The organism is Aquibacillus salsiterrae (genome assembly GCF_028416595.1).
GTDB classification, from domain to species: domain Bacteria; phylum Bacillota; class Bacilli; order Bacillales; family Amphibacillaceae; genus Aquibacillus_A; species Aquibacillus_A salsiterrae.
Window position 1 is genome coordinate 20,970 of the sequence record NZ_JAMQKC010000019.1, and the last position, 22,451, is coordinate 43,420.

20 protein-coding genes and 1 other annotated feature (1 of these 21 only partly in view) are annotated in these 22,451 nt (G+C 35.7%); of the genes, 4 read left to right on the forward strand and 16 right to left on the reverse strand.

Annotated features, from left to right (window positions below; translation table 11 throughout):
- Positions 1 to 76: 76 nt before the first annotated feature.
- Together NC799_RS14450 and NC799_RS14455 are read right to left on the reverse strand one after the other, a co-directional pair.
- On the reverse strand, positions 77 to 1,225 hold the full coding sequence (locus NC799_RS14450) for a DNA-processing protein DprA (RefSeq protein WP_272447149.1): 1,149 nt from the start codon (positions 1,223 to 1,225) through the stop codon (positions 77 to 79).
- Between the two features lie 16 nt (positions 1,226 to 1,241).
- Positions 1,242 to 3,293 (reverse strand): RecQ family ATP-dependent DNA helicase, encoded by a 2,052-nt coding sequence (locus tag NC799_RS14455; protein ID WP_272447150.1) that lies wholly within the window; start codon positions 3,291 to 3,293, stop codon positions 1,242 to 1,244.
- Between the two features lie 325 nt (positions 3,294 to 3,618).
- Here NC799_RS14455 and NC799_RS14460 point away from each other — a divergent pair, with 325 nt between their 5' ends.
- A complete protein-coding gene (locus NC799_RS14460) occupies positions 3,619 to 3,819 on the forward strand; it encodes a YjzC family protein (protein WP_272447151.1) in 201 nt (66 codons plus the stop codon).
- 563 nt (positions 3,820 to 4,382) lie between these two features.
- Here NC799_RS14460 and NC799_RS14465 read toward each other — a convergent pair.
- Entirely contained in the window at positions 4,383 to 6,014 is a 1,632-nt protein-coding gene (locus tag NC799_RS14465) for a GIY-YIG nuclease family protein (protein ID WP_272447152.1), read from the reverse strand.
- Between the two features lie 441 nt (positions 6,015 to 6,455).
- Positions 6,456 to 6,563 (reverse strand): putative holin-like toxin, encoded by a 108-nt coding sequence (locus NC799_RS14470; RefSeq protein ID WP_272447153.1) that lies wholly within the window; start codon positions 6,561 to 6,563, stop codon positions 6,456 to 6,458.
- 396 nt (positions 6,564 to 6,959) lie between these two features.
- Here NC799_RS14470 and NC799_RS14475 point away from each other — a divergent pair, with 396 nt between their 5' ends.
- Positions 6,960 to 8,330 carry an MATE family efflux transporter gene (locus tag NC799_RS14475; protein ID WP_272447154.1) on the forward strand — a complete coding sequence of 457 codons (1,371 nt, stop codon included), beginning with the start codon at positions 6,960 to 6,962 and terminating at the stop codon, positions 8,328 to 8,330.
- 485 nt (positions 8,331 to 8,815) lie between these two features.
- Here the strand turns inward: NC799_RS14475 and NC799_RS14480 are convergent, their stop codons facing one another.
- From NC799_RS14480 to NC799_RS14490, 3 genes are all read right to left on the reverse strand, one after another.
- Complete coding sequence (locus NC799_RS14480) at positions 8,816 to 9,244, reverse strand: hypothetical protein (protein ID WP_272447155.1); 429 nt, start codon at positions 9,242 to 9,244, stop codon at positions 8,816 to 8,818.
- A 300-nt stretch (positions 9,245 to 9,544) separates the two neighbouring features.
- Positions 9,545 to 10,573 carry a 3-deoxy-7-phosphoheptulonate synthase gene (locus NC799_RS14485; RefSeq protein WP_272447156.1) on the reverse strand — a complete coding sequence of 343 codons (1,029 nt, stop codon included), beginning with the start codon at positions 10,571 to 10,573 and terminating at the stop codon, positions 9,545 to 9,547.
- A gap of 320 nt (positions 10,574 to 10,893) precedes the next feature.
- Positions 10,894 to 12,252, reverse strand: a complete 1,359-nt coding sequence (locus tag NC799_RS14490; protein WP_272447157.1) for an IS1096 element passenger TnpR family protein — start codon at positions 12,250 to 12,252, stop codon at positions 10,894 to 10,896.
- Between the two features lie 353 nt (positions 12,253 to 12,605).
- On the opposite strand from NC799_RS14490, the gene NC799_RS14495 reads away from it, so the two are divergent.
- The gene (locus tag NC799_RS14495) at positions 12,606 to 14,024 is read left to right on the forward strand and encodes an MDR family MFS transporter (RefSeq protein ID WP_272447158.1); all 1,419 of its coding nucleotides are present in this window, start codon (positions 12,606 to 12,608) and stop codon (positions 14,022 to 14,024) included.
- A gap of 381 nt (positions 14,025 to 14,405) precedes the next feature.
- On the opposite strand, the gene NC799_RS14500 is transcribed toward NC799_RS14495, so the two are convergent.
- Both NC799_RS14500 and NC799_RS14505 read right to left on the reverse strand, forming a co-directional pair.
- Positions 14,406 to 14,678: a hypothetical protein gene (locus tag NC799_RS14500; protein WP_272447159.1), complete on the reverse strand. Its 273-nt coding sequence runs from the start codon at positions 14,676 to 14,678 to the stop codon at positions 14,406 to 14,408.
- Complete coding sequence (locus NC799_RS14505; protein ID WP_272447160.1) at positions 14,653 to 14,901, reverse strand: hypothetical protein; 249 nt, start codon at positions 14,899 to 14,901, stop codon at positions 14,653 to 14,655. Before NC799_RS14505 ends, NC799_RS14500 begins: the two co-directional genes overlap by 26 nt.
- 385 nt (positions 14,902 to 15,286) lie before the next feature.
- On the opposite strand from NC799_RS14505, the gene NC799_RS14510 reads away from it, so the two are divergent.
- A complete protein-coding gene (locus tag NC799_RS14510) occupies positions 15,287 to 15,754 on the forward strand; it encodes a DUF3221 domain-containing protein (protein WP_272447161.1) in 468 nt (155 codons plus the stop codon).
- A 1,127-nt stretch (positions 15,755 to 16,881) separates the two neighbouring features.
- On the opposite strand, the gene NC799_RS14515 is transcribed toward NC799_RS14510, so the two are convergent.
- The 7 genes from NC799_RS14515 to NC799_RS14545 all read right to left on the reverse strand — a co-directional run bounded on the left by NC799_RS14515 (position 16,882) and on the right by NC799_RS14545 (position 22,384).
- Complete coding sequence (locus NC799_RS14515) at positions 16,882 to 17,103, reverse strand: PAS domain-containing protein (RefSeq protein ID WP_272447162.1); 222 nt, start codon at positions 17,101 to 17,103, stop codon at positions 16,882 to 16,884.
- Between the two features lie 538 nt (positions 17,104 to 17,641).
- Positions 17,642 to 18,088: a hypothetical protein gene (locus NC799_RS14520; protein ID WP_272447163.1), complete on the reverse strand. Its 447-nt coding sequence runs from the start codon at positions 18,086 to 18,088 to the stop codon at positions 17,642 to 17,644.
- A 354-nt stretch (positions 18,089 to 18,442) separates the two neighbouring features.
- A complete protein-coding gene (locus NC799_RS14525; RefSeq protein WP_272447164.1) occupies positions 18,443 to 19,351 on the reverse strand; it encodes a glycine betaine ABC transporter substrate-binding protein in 909 nt (302 codons plus the stop codon).
- A gap of 228 nt (positions 19,352 to 19,579) precedes the next feature.
- Positions 19,580 to 20,557, reverse strand: a complete 978-nt coding sequence (locus NC799_RS14530) for an aldo/keto reductase (protein ID WP_272447165.1) — start codon at positions 20,555 to 20,557, stop codon at positions 19,580 to 19,582.
- A 241-nt stretch (positions 20,558 to 20,798) separates the two neighbouring features.
- Positions 20,799 to 21,065: a flagellar filament capping protein FliD gene (locus NC799_RS14535; protein ID WP_272447166.1), complete on the reverse strand. Its 267-nt coding sequence runs from the start codon at positions 21,063 to 21,065 to the stop codon at positions 20,799 to 20,801.
- A gap of 252 nt (positions 21,066 to 21,317) precedes the next feature.
- A complete protein-coding gene (locus NC799_RS14540) occupies positions 21,318 to 21,539 on the reverse strand; it encodes a hypothetical protein (protein WP_272447167.1) in 222 nt (73 codons plus the stop codon).
- A gap of 134 nt (positions 21,540 to 21,673) precedes the next feature.
- Positions 21,674 to 22,384, reverse strand: coding sequence for a class I SAM-dependent methyltransferase (locus NC799_RS14545; RefSeq protein WP_272447168.1), 711 nt, complete (start codon positions 22,382 to 22,384; stop codon positions 21,674 to 21,676).
- Between the two features lie 53 nt (positions 22,385 to 22,437).
- Positions 22,438 to 22,451, reverse strand: a binding site (T-box leader) (it continues 239 nt past the right edge of the window).

Sequence of the window (22,451 nt, forward strand, 5' to 3'; positions counted from 1 at the left end):
TACCTGACACCAAAATCCCGCAGATGGTGCCTAACATAAGCACTCCTACCTTTTGGAATATTAATTTAAAACTCACCTAATCCACTTTCCCTCTCATGTATTCTTCCATACTTAACTGTTCATGAACTACAAGGTTCTGGGTATTATCTTGTTCAATTTGTTTTTGTTTCTCATAGTACCTAGTTGAGAAGTCTACAAACTTCTCTTCTATGGTTTCTCTATCCAATCCTTTTGCGATAGCTAGCTTTATAAGCGAGATAATTCTTTCATCAATCTCATTTGATTCTGTTCTTTTCTTTGGCTCACTTCGCTCATTACGGGTAAAAACCTTATCAAATGATGAAAACAGTTCAGCATTTCCCTGAGCCTTCAGCTTCTCCACCCCTTCACTACAGCCAATGACATATAAAGGTGACCATTGATGTTTTATATTCTCTAATACACCTTCCCACGTCCCACTCTTTTTCTTTCCCGAAATCTTTGACGAAGCAACTAAGACGGCATCAGATGGTGCATGGATAAACTTATTTCGTTGCATTGCATACGCCCCTGAAAAGGGAGCATCTAGCCTTTGTGCAGACATTAAAAGCAGTTGTCCATTTGTAATGTAGCTTCGAATGTTACTCTTTTTCACCCATTTCATTAATCCATCAGCAGGAAATACGATGGCTTTCCCACCATTTTGTAATGTTGCTTCAACACCGGTAGTATCTACTCCTTTTGCACCACCTGATATAATAACTATTCCATAAGAAGCTGCTTCACTCCCAATATCAAATGTTTGAGTTAGTTCCTGTTCTGTTGCGGCTCGTGCTCCCACTACACCTAAAGAACGATGGGATAGAATCGATGGTTCACCCGCATAATAAAAGAAAGCAGGCGTATATTTAGTTGTTAGTTTTTTAAGACGTGGTGGCATGTTAGAACGAAACATAATACCAAAGCCTTGGTTAATTATATCTTTAAGCTCTATCATAGAAAAACCAAGCTTTTGTCTTGCTTGTATTTTTTCTGAAATTTTTGATTTCTGCACTTCTGTTGCATGTGTTAAAACATTTAACAATTCCGTTGAATTTATGGTTAACAACACTTCTGGTTCAAGTTTTTGCTGACTCAATGATTTTACAATCGCATTCCACTCTAATATTGTTAAGGCTTTTGTTCTTGTCTGTGTAAGTTGCGCACAAAATAAGTAAGTGGCAATTTCGTTATTTGTAAACTGCATTAAGCACACCTCGTTTTTAATCACTGCCGCTCGTGTCTGCAAGAGCGAACGGCGTTACTTTAATATCATCATACATTTCTCCAAGCAGCTCAGCAGCCACTGTAAAAGTCCATTTTGAATCTACAAAATCATCAACCAAAAGAATATGGTGATTATCTAAATTTATTTGATCTTTTATATACAGATGTTCCCGAATACTTTGTTCTTGAAGACTAGTATTTAATAGTGACTTTTGTTCTGGCTCATTTGGTCTTTTAGCCAAAATATTTGCATAATTACATTTTAAAGTGTTCGCTAGTCGTTGTGCAAATCGTGGTACGAGCTCAGGTCTTCGATTAGATGGAATTGGTATTATTATAACTTCAGAAATATTGTATCCTTTATCACTAAAGAAACGCCTTAGTTTATAAGCAGATGTCCTAACGAATAAATCAGTGAATAGGTTCAATTCATACTTACCCCGACGTGCCTGCTGTCCAAGTTGTTCATGATAATAGCTAAGTGCCAGTCCTTCTTCATGTATAAATGTTAACTTTTTATTAGTCAACATCGATTTTCTTCTCGGTTCAATTGTTATATAATTTTTCGCAAAAAATGCTAAAACTTGCTTCATATCATCGTGGCTTAAAGAATCATCAGTGAAATCCCACGCTTCTCCAAGGCATGTACTACATTTCATACAAGGTCTAGTGTTAGGGTCATCTAGTGCCTTTGTGAGATAAGCCATTTGACAATCTGCTGTCCGCTGGAATTCAAGAAGTTCGTTATACTCTTGGACTTTTATATTTATGACAGAATTATAATATTTTCGTTGAGAAGTGTACGGCTTTAATGTTCGGAAATAACTAGCTCCGCTTTTCCCAATAAACCCTTCTATTAAAAGTAACTTTAGAATCTGTTTTAGTGTTGTTGATTTAATATTCATCACTTGTTCAAGTGTTAACATTTTCACTTCGTCGTTTTGACTAAGGTAACTCAACACTTGGTCAATTTGTTCTTGTTTAGGAAATGAATGATAAATAAAATGTTCATTAATTCTGTTCTCATCCTCACCACCATAAAGAAGTACACAAACCGCTTGGTCAATACCTCGCCCCGCACGTCCTATTTGTTGATAATGTTCAACAACTGATTTTGGAGTATAGTAATGAATAACGAAGCTAATATTTTCTTTATCATACCCCATGCCAAGAGCAATTGTGGAGACCAAAACTTTAATTTGATTATTTTGTAGCCGATTCTCAAGTTCTATTTTATCATCCTCATTAAGCCTACCATAATAAGCACGAGCATCAACTGCATTTTGGCGAAGCCACATTGCTAGACGCTCACATTCTCTGATGGTTGTTGCATAAATAATTCCTGATCCTTGAAGTCTATTGATATTTTTTGCAATCCATGCATATTTCTCCTCTGCAGTTGGTAAATAAAGCTTATGTAGATGTAGTGATTCACGCTGCAGGTCTCCACGAATAACTTCACAATCACCAAGTTGTTTAGTAACGTCCTTAATTACCCGATCATTAGCAGTTGCAGTGGTTGCTAAAACAGGAATATTCTCAGGCAAGATTTGAAGCAATTGATGTATTCGTCTATAATCAGGACGAAAATCATGACCCCAATCCGATATACAGTGCGCCTCATCTACTACAAACAAACCCACCCTTAGTTGTGATATAAGGTCTATAAAGCTATCATTTTGAAGCTGCTCTGGAGTAATAAAAAGAACATCACACTCACCTCGATTGCAACGTTCTATCACTTCTACTTTCTCAGTTAATGTTTTATTTATTTGATTATTAATACAATCTGCCACAAGGTCATATTTTCGCGTACTGTCAATTTGATTTCTTGTGAGTGCCAATAACGGGCTAATGATAAGCGTAACACCTTCTCCTTGGCTTCTTAGGATATTCGTTGTTAAAAAATAAACTAAACTCTTTCCCCAACCTGTTTTTTGCACAACTAGGACACGTTTTTTATTTAATAGTTGCTCAATTGCTTTATCCTGGCCCTCACGAAAAGTTGCCTCAGGACCAAATACTTCTTGCAAAGACTGTAAATACATATAATTACCCCACTTTCGTTTAATAGAATTAAAGATAAGTAGTGTGTTAGATGTAAATAAATACCTGATTAAGATAATTATAACACGAACAAATATTCCTATCTAGGGCTATAGTAATAAGTTGCCTGTCATCATTCGAAAAAATGTCAAATTAAATAAGAGAAATTTATAGGGTCAGAGTCTTTACGTGGACATTCGTCCAAACGAAGCGCCTGACCCTATTCTTAAACGATGACACTTAAATAAAATCTTTTACCACTTGATAATTATATGTAATATGTTAACATTGAATAGAACGTATGTTCTGATTAAGGGAGTGAACATTATGGCGATTGGTGATCGTTATAAAACTGGCCAAAAATCGACTGCTAATGCATATTACTCTTGGGATGGATATACTGACGGAACCCGTTATCCAAGCCCCACACCAGAAGAGCAAAAAATCAAGTTAGAAACTGGAGACGTTTTTCCACCAATTAATTCTTGCGGTAAAGGCGCCTATTGGAAAATGACTTCATATGCATAATTATTATATATCTACATCATGGTTTAATATGTCTAACTCCACTGGGTGAGATAAAAAATGTAGAGGAGAAATTAAAATTTCTCCTCTACATTTTTACTCTGTTTAGTTTGAATTGGTTAGCTTATAAGGAGTGGCAGCCGTAAAATGTTGAATTTGACATATTAAAAGTGATAACAGGTACTGAATTTACAACCAATCAAACCTACAAATTCCCAAGATTCTTCCGTAGAACAATCCCTTCCTCACTTTAAAATTGCGCTGTCACCTGACGTACTAAATCCGTCTAGTACCTATAATGGAAAAACTTTCAACCACACTGGTCATCGAAAAGAAGGTAGCTCGAGTTCTTGATTCCACTTTCTGCCGGATATAGTTAGAAAAGACTGGCTCGTACAGTAGTCACCAGCTGAGCTATGGTGACAGACCCTGATGAGTGTTTTAAATCCATTTTATCCTCCAACATAGAGTTTGAGTCTGCAAGTAAGTCCTTAGTTACTCCTTAGATGACCCCTCCGGTAACTGAATTTAAATAAACAAATCAATTGATGCATCACAGTAATGCATTAAGCCACGGAATTCTCAATTGATAACGTCTGATTATACTCTTCTGCTAGCATTGTTGTGACAAACTCAACTGTTGGATCAATGTCCTCTACAATTTCTCTAAGACTAACAATGTCTGTCTTGAAAAACTCCTTACGATAGTTTACCTTATTTACTCGTTGTTCATTTAGTATGGAGTGAAGTTTTTGTTCTAGTCCAACTGCATCGTCACTAAAAATCATTGCATGAACATCAAATTTAAATGGCACCGACGCGTCACCTAATTCGTCAATCCTGTCCTGAGGAACCATTCGCCTTGTCATCCCGATTTTAAACATTTTATCACCAAATGAACCTAAGTTGGAAATGACGTAAACGTAACCTGCCTTTCCTAGTGATAAGCTAGTAATTTCCTCTTTCTTTTCCTTTATATTTATCATTTGACCTTCCAGTTCTTTTAATCTATCCATTAATTGCTTTATCTTTTCCTGATCTGTTTCTAGTTCTAGTAATTCCTTATTTCTTGTCATTTCGATTTCGAACTTTTGTTCTTCTTTTTCTAGTTTCTTTTGTTCTTCCGCAAGCTGCTTTCTGTCCGCAGCTTCCTGTTTCATTTGTTCTTTAATTAATCGTTGCTCTTCTTTCTCTCTTTCTCTATAAATATAATATTTATATTCAATATTGATTAACTCGATATAAAGAGGCTCAATTTCTGTTAAGAATTTGGTGATAGTTGCTAGAATTGATTGATTACCACTAGCGCATATCGCCAAATATTTTGTAATAATATCTTTTACTAACTGTACTGATTCGTCTAATTTATTGTATCTTAATTGGAAAAGCAAAAGTTGCATTTCTGCTTGCAACCCTATAATCATTAGGCTATAAATCGTCTTATTAGCCTTTGTTGAATATCTATCTTCATATTTTTCAAGTACATTCTTTATTTCTTTATTCGTTGCATTCGATAGCTTACGTAATTCCTTCGATTGATCTGAATGCAAATAGAGCCTAACAACTGTTCCTAGAAGAGAGTCTGGATCTAGTTGTTCTTCTAATTCTTTTATTGAACTTTCTACATTCTCAAAGTTAATTGAATGCGGAAATCGTTGGTCAAAATTTTTCAAGCCTGTTACCTCTGATTTAAATTTCCTAGCTTGATTTTGATATCTATTGACCTCTTTAACTAATTTATCATATTCTTCGGTAAGGCCATTTATATTGTTCTGGTACTCTGTCGTTTTATCTACAACTGCTTGTAAACTTTCATTCGCTTCCTCGACTAATTTCTTTGCCTGTAACTCGGCATTCTCAAGAATTTCTTTATTCTCAATCCTAATAGAATATTCTGTCTCTTTTATTATTTTTTCTACGAGATCCTCTTTATTATTTAGGACTGTATTTTGCTCCTCTATTTCCTTATTTATTTGTTCTATACTGCGGTCCAAATCTACTAACATTTCTTGTTTTTCTTTTATTGGCGTATTCAATAGTTGATCTTCCCTAAGAATTGTGTAGACCTTTTTTCTTTTTACCAGTTGGACGATATATAGTGCAATGGCTAGGATTACAGGCAAAATAAGAAAACCGAACAGTGATAGGATAAGTATAAGACCTGTCGAGTACCACCATTTATCTTTGTAAAACCTCATTATATTTCCTCCCTTTATCTATGATTTTAATTCCTGTATTTCAAGCAACTTTTTGATTCGTTTCGACAACAAGCGACGAAAATCCTCTTTTATCTTTAAAAAATGTAAGTCTACACTACAACCCTTGCTATTATTCCTTTCATTGTAATCACTAAAATACTCGATGGTAGAAACTAAGGTGGGAAATGGAAAAAGGCACCAGGTACTATCTGTGGACACTTGTCCATAAACAGTACCTGGTAGCCTACACAGAGGTTATTATTTCCAGAAATTATTTTAGCATGTTTGACTGTAAACTTAAAAATTATTATAATAAAATTAAAGAAAACCGAGTGGCTGTAACCACCCGGTAATGTAACTACAGGCCGCATAAAGAGCGGTTGACCAAAGTATTGGTGATAATTCAAAAGAAGTAGCCGTTTACATTAGTCAGTGGGACGGTTACTTCTTTTTGTTTAGATATACGACAATAGTTACAATAAGTGTTAGAGTAGCTAATAATGTTAAACAAAATTGTGCTACTAGGCTTAATGCTTCATATGTCGTCATCCTACCACCTCCCTTCTATAAGGAAGATGGCCAACCGCCCACCTGCTATGTAATTACTATTCTATATATACTATCTTCTGCCAACTATAGAAACGAACGTTCTGGTATTTTTTAAATTTCTCTTTTAATCGTTGGGGTTGGGTGTTGTTTATACGTTATTACAACCAAACTTTTTCCATCAAAAATTGTACGCTATTGGACACAATTTCTTCCTCAAAAACTTCTTCTTTTCTTTAAGTTAGTGTAGTAATATAAAAGAATCAATTCTCTCGGTATACGAGAGTAAATCTGACAAGTTTAATCCTGCGTTTAAAAATAAATTTATTGTTGTGAAGAGTGGCCTAGGTATCATGAGGTCACTCCTTCTTCGTGAACAATAAATAAAAGGAGATTAAGATGAACAATCCAGATATAAAAAAGTTATCAATCATCGCCATTACCTGGCCGATTTTTATCGAGTCGCTTCTGAATATGACATTGCGGACAGCCGATACATTCATGTTGAGTCAAGTTTCTGATGAAGCTGTAGCATCGGTAGGCGTAGCCAATCAGTTAATCATGTTTATGTTTTTCCTGTTTCAATTTATTTCGACTGGAGCATCGGTTGTGATAGCACAATATCTTGGCGCTAAAAAATACGATGATATCAAATTCCTTACAGGAAACGCTATTTTTCTTAATCTGTTATTTGGAATAATCATTGCATCAACCATCATGATCTTCAGCAGAAATTTATTAGGTTTCTTTTCCCTCGAACCGGAACTATTTGAGCAGGCAAATACGTTCTTGTTAATCGTTGGGGGGGCACTTGTGTTTCAAGCAGTCAGTGTGACCATGGCAGCAATTATACAAACACACGGATTCACGAAGGAAACAATGCTTGTAACCTTTGGAATGAACATTTTAAACATAACAGGTAACTATTTATTTATCACCGGTGCGTTAGGATTTCCGCAGTGGGGAGTTCCAGGAGTGGCAATTTCTACAGCAGTCAGCCAATTTTTAGCGATGATTGCTTATGGAATAGTGCTATATAAGAGAGTGAATTTAAGAATTGAATGGATTGAATTTGTCAGCTGGCAAAAAGAACGGATAATGAAAATATTACGAATCGGCATTCCGTCATCCGTTTCCATGATTTCATATTCCTTTAGTCAGATTGTTACAACTGGATTTATTACACTTTTAGGTACACAGATGCTGGCAACGAGGATTTATACGTTAAATATTTTATTTTTGGTTATGATATTAGGAATCTCGTTAGGGCGCGGATCACAAATTGTCATCGGCCACTTAATTGGTGCAGGGGAGATGGATGCCGCATATAAACAAGGGTTGCGCAGCGGACGATGGAGTATCATCGTTGCCATAGGAGTCACTGTTATTGTTACAACATTCAGTAAACCATTACTCAGTCTATTTACAAACGACCCTGAAATCATTTCAATGGGTATCCTGCTGCTTCTTCTTGGTTTCTTACTGGAACCTGGAAGATGTTTAAACCTTGTCTACGGAGGTATTTTGAACGGAGCAGGGGATGCAAAATTCGTTATGATCGAATCTGTCGCGGTTGTGTGGTTATTTAGTGTCCCTTTATATTATTTACTGGGAATCCATTTAGGCTATGGATTGATCGGTATTTGGATTGCCTTTATTGCAGATGAGTGGGCCCGGGGATTATTTGTCTATTTCCGTTGGAAGAGCAAGGCTTGGGAGAAAAAGGCAATCGTTAAACATGATTTACCAATTATAGAGGACACGGCTTAATAAAGATTATAAATTCTGCGGGCTGATTATTTTTATTTGGAAAAAAATGTATGTTTTTATCATATTGAACTTGTCTAAAACTTGTTAAAATAAAGTAACGGTGTAACTTCAATGTTATGCCGTTTTTATTTATTGCTTATAACTTTCATCAATGCATTCTTTTTTAGTGAACTCCTTCAATTAATTTAAAGCCAGGAATATTTGTGAAAGAATTGATTGCTTTTTTCACCGTATTCCCGGTGATTTGATTTTCCCTCTGATTCGTCTACAATTTCATGTCTAGCTTTCGGATATCCTGTTTAGCCATTTTCACACCTTAATATTTCTTAACACTAGTCATTCGCATCTATACTCATGATATTTATAAAAAGGGCCCAAGTACCATTCAAGGACAAATGTCCACTAGTGGTTAAAGGTGCCAGGGATTTTAGTAGACATTTGTCCTTATAGTGTGCAGAGACCTTAATTAAAGTGATATCTAAATTTTATATTTCCATTTTTACTTTTAAAATGTCATCAGAAACCATTAGGTAGAAGGCTTGTTCATCTATATCTTCTTTCTTGACAGCTTTACCATTTAAACGGTTGCTGTAGAATTCCACTAAATTAAGGTCTTCATAAAAACCATTGTATTTATTAATTTCTATTCCTTTTAACATCTCATATTGTTGAACCTCTTCGTAATTCTTTAGTGGTTTATTTCTAGACTCGTCTACTTCTTTCGCTGTTTTGAAAAGCTTACACTCCACAACAGTTGTTGGATCATTTCTTACTATAAAATACAAATTTTGGTTATTTAAGCTATCTAACGTGTCCTCATTTTCGGATAAATTATATAATTGGTATTTTAGCTTTTTTATACCCTTTTCTTCTAAAACACTCTTTAATTTATCCCCTGAGTATACGATTGCCAAATGATCACCTCGCAATGTTATCATCTCCGAAAGAAAAAGATACTATTACCCACAGTGTTATTTTTGAAATATAGAAGCAGTCTGTTTCTCATGTACTTCTATTATGCTCCAATAATTAGTTGAAAAAATTGTTGGTGATTGCTCACAATAAACGATAAGAAAGGTCAGTCATTATTGGATACACTTCCTATTCTTTGGCAATTAAGCCTACAGAAAAACAGTACAGGTACCCTTAATGGACAAATTTCCACTAAGGGTACCTTGTACCTAAAGTATTTCTGATGCAACTTTAAATTTTAATCAATGACAACTTTTATAAATTTCATAAATAAGTTCTTCTGTACTTCCCCATCCAAGACAAGGGTCTGTAATTGATTTACCAAATACTATTGGTTCGTCTTGGCGCCCTTCTTCAAGATAAGATTCAATCATAAAGCCGCGAACATATTTGTTAATTTTATCATTCCATTCACGATTAATTAAAATTTGACGAACGATACGAATTTGTTCTAAATATTGTTTACCAGAGTTATTATGATTCGTATCAATCATGATAAATGGATTTTTAAGCTGCATTTTTTCGTAAATTTTAATTGCGTCTAGTAAATTTTCTGTATAATAATTAGGTATACTTTTTCCGTATTCATTTAACCCTCCACGTAGAATTGCATGGGCAAGAGGATTACCTTCCGTTTCTACTTCCGCGTAATTAAATAGAAAATTTTGTGCATGTTGAGCAGCATAGATACCATTAAACATTACGTTCAAATTACCTGAAGTTGGATTTTTCATGCCAGTTGGTACATCAATACCACTAGCAACAAATCGATGTTGTTGATTTTCTACACTTCGTGCCCCAATTGCATGGTAGCTTACAAGGTCATCAATCAAAGGAAGATTTTCGGGATAAAGCATTTCATCTGCTGTTGTCAAACCAGTCTCAGTAATTACTCGATAATGTAAATCACGAACAGCCTTGATACCGTTAATCAAGCTAGGATTACCTTTTGAATCTGGCTGGTGGATCAAGCCTTTATATCCATCACCATTGGTACGAGGTTTAGCGGTATATACCCTCATTACAATAAAAATTTTATTCTTAACTTCCTCTTGTAATTTTGCTAAGCGTCGAGCATATTCAAGAACAGCTTCTTCATTATCAGATGAACAAGGACCAATTACCAAAAACAAGCGATCATCTTCACCCTTAATAATTGCATTAAGTTCATTATCCCTTTGTTCCTTATGCTTTAACGTTTCTCCTGATAATTTGCCCAGCTCTTTCATTTCTTTAATATTGATTTTAGGGCTTATTTCTTTAAATGTCATAATGTTAATACTCCTTTTTATTCATACGCCTCTAAAAATTTATTTTATATTTAAATTGTTATTATACCTGCAAAATACTATAAGTACAATGTTAAGAATTAATTTCAACATAAAATTCTGAACATTTTTAAAATTATTCAAAATAAATCAATTGCCGAGAAAATGCTGCAAAGAAGGCGTTAGGCACCGTCAAATGGACAAATGTCTTTTTTCGGTGCCTGACTCTAACATTAATGTAAAGGTTCTTAAAAGGGACAATCGGTAGTTTTGCAAGAGAAAAAAGGCGCGATTATCTGTTAATAGCTGATTGTGCCTTTTTGTTATTCCCAAAAATACTGTTCTGGACCATTTCCTCTTTTTTCACTTATATAAGGTTTTAGTGGTTCAGTCTCAGTTTCCTCCATTTTTTTCACTGTTACAGTAAATGTCCATTCTGCCCCATAATCGAATAAGTAAAGAAACCGCTTCCCTAAGCGTAACCCAACGGAACCTATTGTAGTTTCTGCTGCATTCGTATCTCCGGAAATATCATTAGGGGAAACGATACACTCTCTGGACCACTTTATTCCATCCATAAAGAAGGAATAAAGATGATCATCATCCAACTGAAATGCCCGTATAATGATATCGTGCAAATCATTCATTGTGTGCTTTGCTGATAAAACCACCTTACACCATGAATATTTATCATATGCTACTTTAAATGTGTAGACCCCAGGAGTATAAGCTCGCTCACTTCTAGGAATAGTGTTTCCAATCTCACGCTTATCAAAAATATCGGAAAATGCCTGATAAAATGGTGGTAGATTCTCTTCCTCATTAGAGTATGTTTTTGGGTCTTCCACTTCAGGTAATTTTGACCCGGGTAAAGGATTTACTTCTCCATATTCCCGGCGGAGTGGGAGGTTCCATTCTTCTAAATTTCTAGATTCCAATAACACAGGAACCACTTTTTCACCAAAAGGGCTAAGCAAAATATTTTTTACAAAATAATAGCTTTTCTTGCCATAGTGATTGATTCTTTCCTGATCCTTTTCACAATTCCAAATTCCAAACCATTCAAAATAAAGGAAGAAATGATGCCAATCAAAGGTTAGGTTAGAAAGCAATGGATTTTCGTCTAGCTGTATTCCGGAACCTAAACTTTCACCAACTAATTTTCCGAAAATATCAGGAAGTATATGGTGTACAGCGTTTTTTTTGTTGTCAAGAAGTCTTGACCAATTGACGTCAACCCAAAAAGTTTCCAGCATAAAAAGGTACTTTTCCGTGTCTGTTAGTTTGGAAAACAAATTCCACCTTTCTGACACTTTTAACTGAGGTTTGGTAGAATTAAGGGAAACCTTCTCCACTAACCGTCCTGCTAGTGCGATGTAATAGAAAAAATGAATATATGGATAGTATTCCTGCTGGGAGTGCGCTGTTACACCCTCTGCTTTTACGGACATCCGTTCATTGATCATTGGCAGGTATTTTCTCGATATATACTCCGACGTCTTGGTGATTTGAACAGAATGTTGCTCTATATAATCTATGAATTCGTTAAAATCTCGCACAAGGCTGATTGGATAGGATTTTCCATTTTGCTGATTTATTAGTATTTGTTTTGTTTTAGATGTAGCGTCTTTTTTTGATTCGCAAAAGTCATCAAAAAGGCTATCCATAGACAGTTGCTCCATGTTGACTTTCTCTCCCCTCATTCATCTCTAGTAGAATAATACCATAATTGAAAGCAAAGAACAGTTTAAGCAGCAAAATTTCAACATAAAATTCTTCAAAAATAAATCATTGCCGAGAAAATGCAGAGAGACAGTTCGAGACTAGTGAAACTAGCGTTGTTTTGTAGAATCTGCTTTCCCTCTTAAAAATCTTTACCTTTCATATATTTTCAAAAACAACCATTGCAAATTTCGCTCAAAAAAGCGGGACACTGTTCCTGTCCCCTTGTCCCACAAGCCATGCATATTACTTGATAAATTTAAATCTATACTGGATTATAGGTGAATATATTGTAAATTACTGGAGGAATAGTATGACTTCGAAATTAAATACGAGAGCTATTATGATTACGTTTATGATTGGTGCCTTTTTTGCCATTTTAAACGAAACATTACTTAATATTGCCTTAACAGAATTGATGGACGTTTTTGCTGTAGATGCCCCAACTGTCCAATGGTTGGCTACAGGATTTATGCTAGTAATGGGCGTATTGATGCCTATCTCAGCCTTGTTAATCCAATGGTTCACGACGAGACAGATGTTCATCGGTGTCATGACCATCTTTTTAATTGGAACCACCATAGCAGCATCTGCTATTAATTTCCCTATGTTGTTAGCAGGACGGATGACCCAAGCAGTCGGAACGGGGTTGTTAATACCAGTTATCATGAATGCATTGCTTCTAATGTATCGGCCCGACATTCGCGGAAAGATTATGGGGACGTTTGGCTTGGTTATCATGTTTGCACCCGCAATTGGACCTACCTTATCGGGTATCATTGTTGACATGTTAGGTTGGCGTTGGTTATTCATTACCGTTATCCCTTTCGCTGCCTTTTCTATTTTGTTCGCTATCAAATATCTGGAAAATGTTGGGGAAATTACTCGTCCTAAAGTCGATATACCTTCCATCATCTTATCCTCTATCGGGATTGGGGGTATTGTCTATGGATTTAGTAGCGCAGGGGAAAATCCTGCAGGTTTTACGTCCGTTAAAATTCTTATGATTATCGCTATCAGTTTACTAAGTTTGCTGTTATTTGTGTTACGTCAACTAAAATTAGAGGAACCATTGTTAGATGTTCGTGTCTTCCGTTATAAAAATTATACATTAGGTGTCGCCTTGTTTGTCATTGTCATCATGGCGATGTTCGCTTCCGAAATCGTTATGCCCATGTACTTGCAAGGACCACTCGGATTTTCAGCAAAATTGGCAGGATTAGTACTTTTACCTGGTGCAATATTGAACGGATTGATGTCACCTGTGATGGGTACCTTATTTGATAAGTTTGGACCTAGGAAATTAATGATTCCTGCGACATTTCTTCTGATTGGAGTCATGGTATTTTTCAGCAATATCCATCCAGGTATTCCAATTTGGTCATTTATTCTTGTCTACATTGTACTCATGTTGTCCATTTCGGCCATTATGATGCCTGCCAATACAAATGCGCTCAATGAATTGCCGAAGAAGTTATATCCACATGGAACAGCAATCGCAAACACGCTGCAACCAATTAGTGGAGCGCTTGGTGTTTCTATTTTCGTAAGTATCATGAGCCAAGGCCAGGATAGTTATCTGGCAAAACAAACCAAGCCAATCACAGAAAAAATTGCAAACGAAGCAATGACTCAAGGGATCCATGACGCCTATTGGTTCGCATTAGCTTTATGCATCGGAGCATTCTTCATCACTTTATTCATCAAAAGAGCCATCGCGCCAGACTTTTAGGGACATGGGGACAGGATTCGTGTCCCTTTTTTAATAGGCTCTGTTAACGTTTAATGTTGATAAATAGTGCAAAAAAGCAAAACTATCAATTTTATGGAATTTTTGCATTGGTATTATTGGCCTATTCAACTCGTTGAATAGTGTTATTCTTCTTTAACAAACTTTAAATTTTCATCGTCCCAAAAGTACCTTAATTGATTTGTCTCTTTATTTTTTGAAACTACTTTTTCATCTTCATCTACAAGTATTTAAGTATTTCTTCGGAAGTATGATTAACAATTATTTGAGTTGTTTCTTCATTAGAAAACTGTTACTGGTATGTCGGCATCATCAAATAAGTACCGTAACTATAGAAATATTCCATTATTCCCTCTTCATCACTTAATCGGGAATCGTTACTAATCGTTTGATATCCCAAATGTCATGGACTGAATCATCATTTAGCATAAGCAAGTTAACCCATTGACCAGAAGCAGACCATGAAGCGCCGTATGATTTAACTTCAATTAAACCTTTTTCGAATACGTATTCCCCGATATATTTGATAGATTCAATTCGCTCTCTGAAAGATTCTACATATATCGGATTTCTGTCTGCATCGAACACCGTCAATATTGGTAGTTCGGTGTTAGGTAGAGTATTCAGTCCATACAATATAAAAACCTTGATTTACTTTTAACTGTTGCAGTTTTAGTTCACCAATTATTGAATCCGATAACTGAAAATCAGGCTTTAACTGTTTAACTGCTTGTAAGAAATCTTCGTTCGTAATATTTGAATCGACTACTTCAGTGTTTTGGTTAATTTCCTCGTTATTTTCATCATCTAATTTTCCAGTTGTAGAATTATTGATTTGGTTGACTATCGTTTTCTGCACTACAACCAATTACCGCTATACTTAAAAGAACTACAATCCCAATCTAACGGGTTCAGTTCTAGGAGAGAAAACAGTAAATAACACACCAAATAGGAGTACAAATCGCATAGCGTTTTGTACTCCTACTTTTATTGATATAACAACATTTATTAGTTTTTAACACCTGAATTCACATTACAAATAGCAACCTTTTTAACAAAGGTACATAGATTTATGTACAGCTTGAAATTAAGGTGCTAAAACGAGTGTTAAATGCTATGTTACTTTAAACGTCATTTATGATGCTAATAGTGAGTTGGTCCTGTTTATAAAAGGCTTTTTGGGATTTTATGTTAAAATATAGATAGAGAAACAGAACGAGCTTGTTCAACTAACTAGCAGGTTAATGAAAGAAAGTACATCAAAATTTAATGGAACAAATATCAAAGTAGTTCGTCTAATTTATAAGGGAGTGATGATATTGAAAAGGTTAAACTTTTTTATACTGAGTTTAGTATTTGTAACGCTTTTAACTGGTTGTGGTAACAGTTCAGGCAACGGGATGGAAGAGAATGAAGTAAGGGATTTAGAAGAAAATATTGTAGAGGAAACAGGAATAGTAAGTCTTGTCAAGGATGACGGTAGAGTTCAAGTCCTTCTTATTCCAAATGTTACAAAAGAACAAATTGAAGGAAAAGATGAAAGGCAAATAAATAATTTAGCACAGAAAAATAATGGTGCTTGGTATAGTATAAAAGAGGGAAGGTTTGAAGTGGGACAGGAAGTAAAAGTTTATTATAATGCAAACCAAGAACAGCTTGATTCCAACCCACCCCAAAGAGGTGCAGAGAAAATTGAAGTTATAGAAGAATAGTTCAACTAACGGGTGCTTATGTTTAACAAGAAAATAAAGAATACGATAAAAACGCCCAGAATTTTTCTGAGCGTTTTTGTTTGCTGTTTGTGCTGCGAAATACAGTTCGGAATGTATGCTAATCATTGTGTTATTTCTAATGTTATTAGCATTTTTCTCTCCCGAAACTGAACCCGTTAATCCCAATCAATAGTGTTTTTTTCAATATAATTCCTCCCATGTAAACCTTGATGATAACTCAATTGTAACAAATAAGTTAAACGAAACAATTAGTGTATTATGCCGGGTCTTGCAAGGCGCCTCGCGCTTTTCTGATGAGCAAAATAGGTATATGTTTCTATTCTACTATTAAGGCTTGCAGGTAGGCATAGCCTGTATCTCGTTTTTATCAAATATCGATTTTTGGAAATATGCTCCATGCACTATAGTAGTAATGTTGGAACTCGTGTGGAATTGACTAAATTGATTGGGTTTGATTACTATTTCAACAGATAAATCTTTCCCTGTTATATATTCTTATATTTTCAAAAACAACCAATTTGTCATATTTCGCTCAAAAAAGTGGGACACCTTTCCTGTCCCCATGTCCCCTTTTTCGCAAAAAAAGACAAGGGCTCGTTTTGCCCCTGCCTTTTGCAGGAAGGTTGAAATACTTTGGTGAGTTACTTAAACCATTCTGTAGCATTGTCCATTGCTAACACCTCATTTAAAGGATTCGCTAATGACTACTACTACATTTCACTTGTTTGTCGGATCACCAACACCCCATTTTCATGAAGAAATGTGATTCCTACCTTAACCTCAATTTAGTTAAAGTTTATCCAAGTTGTTTTTCACTGACACCTCATTTATTTCTGTTTTCCTTCCTACATGTATTAGGATATCCAATTAATTTGAGATTATACTCGCTAATATGGTGTCGTATCCTGTCGAAAAACAAATTGGATATTATTCCATGTTAAGTGGACACGAAAAGTATTAGTTAATTGATAGGGTTGCAAAGTTAATATCTTGACTTAATTCCATCTAAGAGCATTTCCTCTTTGCGAGGAGATTGACCATACCAACCACTTTAATCCGCACAAGAACAAATCTCTTTCAATAGGGTCTGACACCGATTTCCCTGCTCAAATGTGGGATGTGGGACACCTTTCCTGTCCCCATGTCCCCCCCATCAGCACTTCTCTTGATTTTGCAAAAAAGTCTTCTGCCGCCTTATTTACAAACCTAAATTCCCAGTTCGTATTTAAAAAATAATATCCGTCCGAAATATGTTCTAACACTTCTAATGTATTGTTTCTTATCTCAGAATCAGAATAATTAACTAGGTTCTCTTGTTTACTACTCAATATATCACTCCTCCACATACTATAAATTAATATATAAAAGGATAATAGTGATTTAAAATCCAAAGTTCTATATTTAACCTACTATCCTTATCATAACACACACTAAATGAAATTACCGTGATTATAAAAAAATAAGCAATTCCGAAACGTAAAGCCTTTCAACTATTCCTGCACTTTAGAACTTAGCCATGTTTTCTATGGACGACCTCCATAAATTGTGTATTCAAATCTATAATTGCTAGGAAGTGTCAATTAGGTGCTTCTTCAGAATGACTTTCACTGATTTTTTGCACGCAAAAATCCCACTAATAGCTTGATTACTAATAGCGGGATTTAATTTATGTTGCATTGCATTAGTGCCTAGTAATCCTTACAATCTCACTTTACGTTGCAAATCCAGTCCTTTTATTACGAAAAAAAGACGACCACTCGTGGACATTTCTTACATGGAGGGTCTTATCCCATCATTAAGCGTTCCAAAATATAAAATTGTTGGTCTTTTTCAGATGGTGTGGAGACTTTCTAATAACTTATCCCATTACTTGCGCGAAAACCCTTCTTGCTCTAGATAACTGGCAGCTCCTTTATATGTAGGAAAGGTTCCATCCAAGATGTCTTCTGCATATACGTTCCACAGGTCAAAATCATGGACAAGTCTTAGCTCTTGTTTCTCCTTATTAATCCAAATCTCTTCAAACGTAGATTCTGACAGGGATTCAATCGACTCCTTAATAATGCTACGAAGCTGTTGTTCTGTGAAATCCCGTATATTAACCATGCCTTTATGGTCAGTTAAGTAGTTTTTATTTTCAATCAGTTCTGCGTAAACAAACCCATTCCCATTCGGATGTAGATGATAGACTACGATCGTTTTATCCTGGATACTTTCTTCATAATGGAAATTGACGCGACCAAGTGACACATCTTTTCGTTGTACCTCTGAAAAGGATTCAATTATCTCTAACTTTTCTTCAAATGTAAGCATGTGTTCCTCCGATAATAAGTATTTATTAGTGTCATTTTATAGTATAACACGTGCAAGCAAAAATACGCATGTATGTATTATGTGAAAATGGATAGGAGTAAAAAGGGGTCGGGTTCCACTCCTGGACACTTGTCCATATTGATAATCAGACCCCTTCAACTCTTTATTTATCTTCCCTTAACATATATTCCAAAACCCTACCTGATACTATTATGGCTGTACTACTATACAACAACCTTGAAATTCTACTCGACCTCACCGTGGACAGTCGTCCTTTTGTAGCACTTGGTGTTTCTCGAGGATTTCTGTATCCTATAAAATAGAGAGGATCCCAACGGTATCCTCTCCATTTCGTTATTGTTCAGTTCCAGTCCATTCCTCAATCAAATCTTGGTGATTATCAATCCAAACTTGAGCGCCTTGTTCTTCCGTTTCTGCTTCATTTAGAGAAGCCATTAAACTTCCTAGCTGTTCGTCATTTAGCATAAAATTGTCAAACCATTCTACAACTTCTGGTTGATCTTCGTCTAAACCAAGACGTGCAGCGTAAGATATATTCTCTGATTCACCGTAGATTTTTTTAGAATCTTCAAGTATTTTTAAATCCATTTCAGCAAAGGTCCAATGTGGTTTCCAAAGAGTAACGACAACAGGCTCTTCTGCCTCCATTCGATTTTGTAGTTCTGCTATCATACTTGGCTCAGACGAACCAATTAAATTGATATTCAAACCATATTGGTCAACTACTTCTTCTGTCAATCCCATGATACTAGAACCAGGGTCGATTCCAATAATTTCAGAGTCAAACTGTTCTTCATTCCCAACAAGATCTTCAATACTATTGATATCTTCCATATAGCTTGGTACTACAAGAGCCAAATCTGTACCCTCATACCAAGTGTCTCTCCAATCAATATCATCCTCATGTTTTTCGTAGAATGGCTTGTCCGTATTTGGAAGCCAAATTTCCATTCCAATATCCAAGTCACCAGCAGATAGTCCCTCATAAAGAATAGCCTTTTCAACTGGTTGTAGTTCAACTTCATACCCTTTCTCTTCTAATATTATTTTCCACATGTTAGATACAGCTACATTTTCCGCCCAATTATTCATCCCAATTGTGATACTGCCTTTTTCATCTGTTGTTTCAGCAGCTTCATTGTTATTATTTTCGGTTGATTCTCCACCACAAGCAGTAAGAACCAAGATTAAACTTATTAAAAATAAGATCGAACAAGCCTTTTTTAGTGAAAAGTTTCTCATCGAATTCCTCCTTTAAATTGTCTGATATGGGAATGTTATCCGTATTTAACCAACAAAGCACATTATAGTAATATGATTACCAATTTAATAGAATTTATCCGAAATATAGGGTCAGATCCTCCCCGTGAACATTTATCCACATAAGATTATCTGACCCTTTTTGGTCTTATTAGTCTGACCCGCAACGCATTAACAATTATGATTAGAAGCCCATAGAGTTAATCATTCTTACCAAGCATAATGTCTTGGTGCTTCCTCATAACCAGGGAAGATTTCATCTAAACGGTCGAGAGCAGCTTGATCCAATTTGATTTCCACCGCACGTAAAGATTGTTCAAACTGTTCCAGCGTTCGCGGTCCGATAATTGGCGCATCTAGTGCTGGATTGTGTAATACCCAGGCTAGTGCCACATCAGCCTCGCGCTCTCCTAATTCCTTACAAAAGTTCGAAAAGGCTTCCAATTGTTTCCGATGTTTTTCGATTCGTTCTTTTTGTTTTTCTGTTCGGGAGCCTTGCGCTGGATTTAATGCATTACCGCCTAGTAATCCTCCATCAAGCGGACTCCAAGCAATCACACCGATTCCCTGGTCTTTCGCTGCCGGCAGTACTTCTAATTCTGGTAAGCGACAAAGCAGGCTGTATTTATGCTGCTCAGAAACTAGTCCAAAGAAATTTCGTTCCTTTGCCGCAGCCTGTGCTTTGATTAAATCCCAGCCTGCAAAGTTACTTGAACCGACGTAATCAATCGTACCTTTGTTCACTTCGGCTTGAAAGACTTCCCAGAGCTCTTCCCACGAAACGTTGCGGTCAATATGGTGCATTTGATAAAGCTCAATATGATCAGTCTGTAATCGTTTTAGTGATCCTTGTAAATGGCGGCGAATTTTGTAAGCGGATAAAAATCTTCCGTCATTAGGCCCATCATTTTCGTCTCCCATATGATTGTACACTTTTGTAGCAAGTACTACTTTCTCCCTGCGATTACCACCTTGCGCAAACCAACGTCCGATAATCTCTTCCGTCCAACCATGACGGCCTTGACCACCATACACATTTGCAGTATCGAAGAAGTTGACACCTGCATCAAGCGCAGCATCCATAATACGGTGGGCTTCCTTTTCTTCCGTTACCGGTCCAAAATTCATAGTACCTAGACATAATCGACTAACCTTCATACCAGTACGACCAAGATTTGTGTACTCCATTCATTTTCCCTCCTATTTATTTGAATCTATTAAAATTATAAATCTATTCAGTTATATTGGGCAAACTTGGAAACTTGAAGAAATGAACAAAAATTAGTTGTTATTATGATGGAATCAAAGAATATGACTTCTTGGCATCCATGAGGAATTAATGGATGTTTTTTGACGGAGATGTCCAACTAGAGCGGATATTCTTATTTTTGAAGTGTTTTTCCTTAGTTATACTGATAACCATGATTATTCAGTTAGACTTATTTTTTAGTGTGGCGATATCTCGTTCATTTCTTACTGTTTTCTCCCATATGAAATCTTGGTCTGCTTCCAGTGCTTTAAAACGCTCTAATAATTCAGAGTGTCGTTCTTCACTTTTCTTTTCCATACTATCAAATCTTTGTTCCAATCTATCAAGTCTCTGTTCCATGCTTTGCTGGTTAGTGTTTAGGTTACCGACCATTGTAACTAATTGAGATAACATATCTTCCATTCTATTTAGTCTTTCATCATCCATTTCTATACCTCCTTTCTGATATCCCTATTATACAATATTCAGCTTCTATTTTCACTAGGGACATGGGGACAGGATTCGTGTCCCTTTTTTCAAGATACGAAAGGATAAAAAAATTCAGAGAGCTGTCTATCTCCGGGTGCCCTACTCTTTTTTCTTATGAGTGAATTAGGCAGATGTTTTTTTTAAGGCTTACATGTAGGCATATACTTGTATTTCGTTTATTTTATCAAGTATCGGTTTTTGGAATATGAATCACCATAAGTAGATCGGTTGGCGGATGGTTTGTTTGATTACTATTTGAACACATAAAAAATCTTTCCCTGTTCTATATTCATATATAGTTAAAAACAACCATTTCGTATTTCGTTCAAAAAAGTGGGACACCAATCCTGTCCCCATGTCCCATCGAAATGCTTCCTCATACTCCTCTTCCATACCTTGATTAACTTGCAACATAACTGCTTCCAAAACCATTTAATTTCCACCTTTTTAAAAGTATATGATTGTCCAAATTTAACTTACATTGCAATCGTAAACTGCGGTTAGTAAAAAAACGTAACTACTTATTCTAGAACTCCACCTACATCACCAAACAAATAAGTATACCATTAATTCTTTATCTTTTTTATCACTAGCATTGAATTTGCATTTTTTTGAAATTCATAAGGCACTTTGATTTCTTCAGATTTACATCCGTTCTCTTTGAGATGCCCTTTTACTTTATCTAAATGTTCATAGCGATTTCCTTCTAAATCAACTAAGGGAAAGATACGGATTTCTTCTTTTGTTACTCTTAATAATTCGTTTATTGTTTTTATATGAAACTCATAATCTAAACGGTCCGCATACATAAACAGAAAATGGGCGGAAAGAAGAACATCAAAAGCTTCATCCTCAAACGGTAAGGAAGGTAAAGTAACTGGAACATATCGATCATTCGACTTTGCTATGTCATCAGCACAATCCTTGAGGGCACTTAAACGATGTTTCCGAAGTCCTTCAATATCTTTAAAATAATTCCATATATAATTGCCCTTCGTTTTTACCATATGATTCATGGCATGTTCTATATCTTGATGGCCTTTCCTTCTTAAATCATCGCCTGAATGGTAATAAGCAATATCACAGGCTGTGATATTTAAACCTAAACGATTTCCAACTGCTGTAAAAGAACAAGCTCCTGAAGGACAATCTAGTATTTTCTTCCCTTCCAAATCTTCTTTGGTAAGTAAAAACATATCCAAATATTCGTCAAAAGTCCTCCCGATAAAAATAATTCTTTCTAAATCTAACTTTGTACCTTTCTCTACTCTACTCACTAAACTCACCTCACGAAAATTTTATACATTAAAAAAGGGTTTCCCATCCTAAAAATAAGGACGGAAA